The sequence below is a fragment of the Candidatus Limnocylindrales bacterium genome (genome assembly GCA_035626395.1).
In the GTDB taxonomy this organism is placed as follows: domain Bacteria; phylum Desulfobacterota; class Binatia; order UBA1149; family CAITLU01; genus DASPNH01.
Genome location: DASPNR010000020.1, coordinates 1 through 4,787 on the forward strand (window position 1 = coordinate 1; position 4,787 = coordinate 4,787).

At 68.1% G+C, this 4,787-nt stretch carries 4 protein-coding genes; 3 read left to right on the forward strand and 1 reads right to left on the reverse strand.

The features are described from left to right. Nucleotides 1–1,016 (reverse strand): acyl-CoA dehydrogenase family protein (locus VEC57_07580; GenBank protein HYB98985.1); only part of this gene is annotated, 1,016 nt, incomplete at its 3' end. Between the two features lie 176 nt (nt 1,017–1,192). On the opposite strand from VEC57_07580, the gene VEC57_07585 reads away from it, so the two are divergent. From VEC57_07585 to VEC57_07595, 3 genes are all read left to right on the forward strand, one after another. Further along, nucleotides 1,193–1,600: a DoxX family protein gene (locus tag VEC57_07585; protein HYB98986.1), complete on the forward strand. Its 408-nt coding sequence runs from the start codon at nt 1,193–1,195 to the stop codon at nt 1,598–1,600. 34 nt (nt 1,601–1,634) lie between these two features. Further along, nucleotides 1,635–2,156 (forward strand): DUF420 domain-containing protein, encoded by a 522-nt coding sequence (locus tag VEC57_07590; GenBank protein HYB98987.1) that lies wholly within the window; start codon nt 1,635–1,637, stop codon nt 2,154–2,156. Further along, nucleotides 2,153–4,787 (forward strand): DUF4215 domain-containing protein (locus VEC57_07595; protein HYB98988.1); only part of this gene is annotated, 2,635 nt, incomplete at its 3' end. The genes VEC57_07590 and VEC57_07595, both read left to right, overlap by 4 nt.

Sequence of the window (4,787 nt, forward strand, 5' to 3'; positions counted from 1 at the left end):
TTGATCATCGCGATCTCTGCGGCGGCCTCTTTGTTGCCGACCGTGTCCATCATATACGCGGCCTTGAGCGTCAGGAGTCGCGCCTGCTCGATCTCGATTCTAGACTCTGCGATGTCATGACGAATCGTGCCCTGCTCGGCGAGCGGCTTGCCGAAGGCGACGCGCGTGCGCACGCGCCTGCACATCGCTTCGAGCGAGCGTTCCGCCAGACCGATCAATCTCATGCAGTGATGGATTCTGCCCGGCCCGAGTCGTCCCTGCGCGATCTCGAAGCCGCGCCCTTCGCCGAGCAGGATGTTCGACGCGGGCACGCGCACGTCCTTGAATTCGACCTCGGCGTGCCCGTGCGGCGCATCGTCATAGCCGAACACCGTCAGCATGCGCTTGATCGTGATGCCCGGCGTGTCCAGCGGCACCAGGATCATCGACTGCTGCTGGTGCCTGGCCGCGTCCGGATCGGTCTTGCCCATGAAGATCGCGATCTTGCAGCGGGGGTCTCCCGCGCCCGACGTCCACCATTTGGTCCCGTTGATGACGTACTCATCGCCGCTGCGCACGATACTGGACTGGATGTTGGTCGCATCGGACGAGGCCACGGCAGGCTCGGTCATGGCAAAGGCGGAGCGGATTTCCCCGGCCAGCAGCGGCTCGAGCCACTGCTTCTTCTGCTCCGCATTGCCGTAGCGTACGAGCACTTCCATGTTGCCGGTATCCGGCGCCGAGCAGTTGAAGATCTCGGAGGCGAACGGCGACCGGCCCATGATCTCGCACAGCGGCGCGTATTCGAGGTTGGTCAGGCCGGCGCCGTACTCGCTCTCGGGCAGGAAGAGGTTCCACAGACCGGCCGCCTTGGCCTTGGGCTTGAGCTCCTCCACGAGCGGAACGGGCTTCCAGCGGGTCTGGCCGGCGTCGACCTGCTCGGCCATCGCGGCTTCGTTCGGATAGACGTGCTCGTCCATGAACGCGGTCAAGCGGGCCATGAGGTCCTTGGTCTTGGCGGAGTACTCGAAATTCATGGCGGCGATTCTCCTAATCTGTCGGTCTGAGCACGGCGTGCGCGCGGCTTAGGCGGACCGCTCGCGGTCGCCGCGCGGGAGGCCGGAAAGCGCGGCAGTCTCGCAAGGCAACGCGATCATCACAAGCGGGCGCCGGGCTTCTAAAGAAGGGAAGGGACGGCTAGACTGTGGGCGGAATGGACGATCGCCAGATCTCGATGGGCCTTCTGATCCTGCGCCTCGGCGCGGGCGGCATGCTGATCTACGGGCGCGCGTGGGAGCGGGTCATCATGATCCGCGATACGTCGATCGCGTTTCCCGATCCGCTCGGCATCAGCCCGGAGCTGAGCTGGGCGGTGACGATCTTCGCCGAGTTCTTCTGCTCCATCTTCGTGATGCTGGGCATCGTGACGCGCCTGACGGCGGCGGCGCCGTTCCTGGCCATGCTCCTGTCGGCGCTGGTGCTGCCGTCGGGGACGGCGTGGTCGCTGCGTGAAGTCTCCTTCCTGTACGCGCTCCCGTTCTTCGTGCTGACGTTCACCGGCGCAGGCGACTATTCCTTCGATGCACGCATCGTGTCGCATCGCCCCGGCTACGAGGTCTGAGCAGAGCCCTACCGGCCAAGCTCTCGGGTTTTTCGTGGATCAACGCAGCGTCTTCACCGGCATCGGACTGGTTTCGGCCGCCATCTTCGGTTTTCTCGTCTGGATCATCTACTTGCGTGCGCCAGCCGGCGCCGCCGGCGTGGACGTCTCCCACCTGCCGGCGCTCAATGCAGCCTTCAACTCGATGAGCGCGCTGTGCCTGCTTGCCGGGTACGCCGCTGCGCGCAGGCGCGCGTTCGATCTGCACGCGCTGGCGATGCTGCTGGCTCTCGGATTTTCCGGGCTCTTCCTTGCCAGCTACGTCGTCTATCACTGGCATCACGGCGACACGCGCTTCACGGGGCAGGGGCTGGTGCGGCCGGTGTACTTCTTCATCCTCGTGTCGCACATACTCCTGACCATGGCGGCGCTTCCGATGATCCTCACCACCGTCTACTACGCCGCAGGTCGCAGGTTCGTGCAGCATCGGCGGCTGGCGCGCTGGACTCTACCCATCTGGCTGTACGTGTCGGTTACCGGCGTTCTCATCTTCGTCTTCTTGCGGGTCTGGTCGTGAGCGAACACGGCCGCCGCTGGCGCCGCCGCACCCTCGACGGCGCGGTCGGCGCGTGGCTCATCGCAATCTTCCTGCCGCTCGCCCTGGCGGAGGCAGCCGAGCGCAAGGTGACGAGCCTCGAAGATCGCGGGCCCGGCAGCCTCCGCCAGGCCATCGACCGTTCCTCGCCGGGCGACGTCATTCGCTTCGATGTTGCCGGTGTCATCAAGCTGACCGGCGGCGAGCTGCTGCTGCAGCATTCGCTGACGATCGAGGGGCCGGGCGCTGCCGCGCTGGCGATTTCCGGCGCCGGCACCAGCCGCGTCTTCAACCTCCCCGTCCACGATCCGGCGCCGAAGGTGAGAATCTCGGGTTTGACCATTCGCGACGGGCGCAGCAGCGATCGCGCCGGCGGCGTGGCCAACACGGCGGATCTCGAGCTCGATTCGTGCGCGGTGCTCGCCAACACCGGCGACCTCGCCGGCGGCATCTACAACAGCGGTCGGCTCGTGCTGCGCAACACGACCGTGGCAGACAACCGCGGCTCGCTCGCCGGCGGCGTCTACAACACAGGGCGCGCCACGTTGATCAACTGCACGATCAGCGGAAACCATGGCGAGCTCTCCGGCGGCGGTCTCTACAACGCCACCGATCCCACCGGCACCTCCGGCACGCGCGCGCGGCTGGAACTTACCAGCTGCACCGTCGCCGACAATCGCGTGGGAGCCGACGGCGCAGGCATCTTCAATCTGGGCGGCGACGTGACCCTGGCCAACACACTGGTCGGTGAGAACAAGAAGGGCGGCAACTGCATCGGGCCGGTCTCCTCGCAGGGGCACAACCTCGACGACGACGGCTCCTGCCGTCTCGACGCGCCCGGCGACATTCGCAGCGGCACCCCGCTGACGCTCGGACGCCTGCAGATCAACGGCGGCCCAACGCCCACGCATGCGATCGTCCCTGGAAGCCCCGCCATCGACGCCGGCAACTCCGCCTCGTGCCCGCCCACCGACCAGCGCGGCCTGTCGCGCAATGTCGATGGTGACCGCGACGGCACGCCCCAGTGCGACATCGGCGCCTTCGAGGCGCTGCTGTCGTGGTGCGGCAACGGCGAGGTGCAGCCGGGCGAGGATTGCGACGACGGCAACACCACGCCCGGCGACGGCTGCGACGGTGCATGTCTGGCCGAAGCCTGCGGCAACGGCCGCGTGCAGTCGGGCGAGGAATGCGACGACGGCAACGCCGCCGGCGGCGACGGCTGCGACCCGAACTGCCAGAACGAGACGTGCGGCAACGGCATCGTCCAGGCAGCGGAAGAGTGCGACGACTCGAATGCCGTCGGCGGCGATGGCTGCGACGCCGCGTGCAAGCGCGAGCCGTGCGGCGATGAGCAGGTTGGCGCGGGCGAGCAGTGCGACGACGGCAACCGAGTCGAAGGCGACGGCTGCGACTCTCGCTGCCGGCTGGAGGTGTGCGGAAACGCGATCCTGCAGCTCGGCGAGGAATGCGACGACGGCAACGGCCGGGCAGGCGACGGCTGCGACGCGGCCTGCGTGCAGGAGCGCTGTGGCAACCGCTCGGTGCAGAGCGGGGAGCAGTGCGACGACGGCAACACCGCGGCCGGCGACGGGTGCGACGCCAGCTGCCGCAAGGAGATCTGCGGCAACGCCGTCGTTCAGGCGGGCGAGCAGTGCGACGACGGCAACCTGGCCGGGTCCGACGGCTGCGATCCTGCCTGTCGCACCGAGATCTGCGGCAACGCCATCGTCCAGGGCAAGGAGGACTGCGACGACGGCAACACCGCCGCCGGCGACGGCTGCGACGGCTCCTGCCGCGACGAGGTGTGCGGCAACGGCATCGTGCAGGCGGGCGAGCAGTGCGACGATGGCAACAGGGTCGCTTCCGACGGCTGCGACGGCCAGTGCCGCAAGGAGGAATGCGGCAATGGCATCGTGCAGGCCGGCGAAGGCTGCGACGACGGCAACAAGACCGCCGGCGATGGCTGCGACCCGGGCTGCGCCAAGGAGGAATGCGGCAACGGCATCGTGCAGGCCGGTGAGGAGTGCGACGACAACAATTACGTCGGCGCCGACGGCTGCGACCCGAGCTGCCACAAGGAGCTTTGCGGCAACGGCATCGTGCAGGCCGGCGAGGAATGCGACGACGGTAACACCAGGGCCCGCGACGGCTGCAACGACAGGTGCGGGCTCGAAGCCTGCGGCAACGCTCGTGTCGATGGCACGGAGGAATGCGACGACGGCGATACCGCCGACGGCGACGGCTGCAGCGCGGCGTGCAAGAACGAGCGCTGCGGCGATGGCACCGTCAATGACTCGGGCGCCGAGGAGTGCGACGACGGCAACATCGCGTCGGGTGACGGCTGCTCCTCCGAGTGCAGGAAGGAGCGCTGCGGCGACGGATCCGTTGCCAGCCCGGCCGAGGAGTGCGACGACGGCAACGTCGCCGCCGGCGACGGCTGCACCGGCCAGTGCACGCGCGAGCGCTGCGGCGACGGCACGGTCAACAACGCCGGCACGGAGGAGTGCGACGACGGCAACGCCGCTGCCGGCGACGGCTGCACCGGCCAGTGCACGCGCGAGCGCTGCGGCGACGGCACGGTCAACAACGCCGGCACGGAGGAGTGCGACGACG